At 43.1% G+C, this 898-nt stretch carries 1 protein-coding gene and 1 pseudogene; both read left to right on the top strand.

All coding sequences use genetic code 11. The features are described 5' to 3' along the window. Positions 1–315, top strand: a pseudogene (locus ACFINL_RS09710) (hypothetical protein); the annotation flags it as partial. After that, positions 296–898 (top strand): phage baseplate assembly protein V (locus tag ACFINL_RS09705; RefSeq protein ID WP_375651488.1); only part of this gene is annotated, 603 nt, incomplete at its 3' end. The pseudogene ACFINL_RS09710 and the gene ACFINL_RS09705, both read left to right, overlap by 20 nt.

Genomic DNA, 898 nt, shown 5'->3' with positions numbered 1-898 from the left:
CGTTTTGTTGACCAATTAGCATGGGAAGTTGAGGAGGTTTTCTACGCTAATCCCAATCTCAACAACACAGTTGAAACATGCCGCCTGCAAAATATTGCTTTTGCCTTTGGTGATAATGGCGCTCTAGCACTCCACGGTGCAATTTTAACCTTTGAAGTCATTTATGTGACAAATATCCCCAACATGAATGAAGAAGAAGGCAGTGTAACAGCAAGAGTTGTTGAACCCCTTGTCGGTTTTAAACCCGAAACAGGTGTGGGAAACGAAGACAAATACCATAAAATTGAAGGTGGACATGTTAGAGCGACGCGATAAAGAAATCACAGATCTAAAGAGACGTGTGGCCAATATGGTTGTGGTGGGGAAGATTAGCCATGTCGACCATAAAAACGCACGCTATCGGGTAAAAAGTGGCAATCTTGTCAGTGACTGGATTCCAGATACCCAAGCCCGCGCCGGTAAAACACGTTCTTATGAAGGACGCGATGTTGGAGAGCAAGTAGTTGTTATCTCGTCATCAGGGGATTTATCACAAGGGGTGATTATTGGTTCACTTCATACAGATGCTAATCAAGCAGCCGATAAGGGCAGCATTCACCGAACGATATACCCTGATGGAACCAGCCTTGAATATGATGATGAACAAAACACTTATGGAATTCACATCAAATCCGGCGGAAAGCTTATCCTGACAATCGCTGATGGTGTGTCACTAAAAGGTGATGGTGGCAAGCTAGAGCTTACCGCACCAGATGGCATAAAGATTGTTTCAGAAAGCGATATAAATTTAAACGCAAAAGGCGGCATCTCTTTGAAGGCAGGTAGTAGCATTTCACTGAATTCGAATGATAGTCTCTCTCTTCATTCTGGAAATAATGTTTCCATTCATTCAAGTGGA

This window comes from Bartonella sp. AA78NXGY (assembly GCF_042197005.1).
Classification (GTDB): Bacteria; Pseudomonadota; Alphaproteobacteria; order Rhizobiales; family Rhizobiaceae; genus Bartonella.
Note: the sequence above shows the minus strand (reverse complement) of the source record. Positions and strands in the feature narration are given on the sequence as shown.